Here is a 256-nt window from a genome sequence, read left to right on the forward strand (position 1 = left end):
GGGCAAGAACGAGATGCTGTCGGAGGGCGCGATCAAGGCGCTGCTCCACAACTTCATGCCGCTGCTCGTCTCCTCCGTCTCGCCGGACATCCGCGACTTCGCCGGCTTCCACGACGTCGACAACCTCTTCAAGGAGGGCCTCCGCCTCAAGCAGGCGCTCCACGACCAGCTCTTCCAGAAGATCCCCTTCGTCCGCAAGATCCAGGAGAACAGCGAGGGCCTCCTCCGCTACGACACCCCCGACATCATCAAGAAG

Annotated in this window: 1 protein-coding gene; it reads left to right on the top strand. The window is 62.9% G+C overall.

The window, feature by feature from the left end; genetic code table 11:
• The coding region (locus tag L9G74_RS24425) for a lipoxygenase family protein (RefSeq protein WP_238898760.1) at nucleotides 1-256 on the top strand (256 nt) is incomplete at both ends.

The sequence above is a fragment of the Shewanella electrica genome (genome assembly GCF_022321485.1).
GTDB lineage: Bacteria > Pseudomonadota > Gammaproteobacteria > Enterobacterales > Shewanellaceae > Shewanella > Shewanella electrica.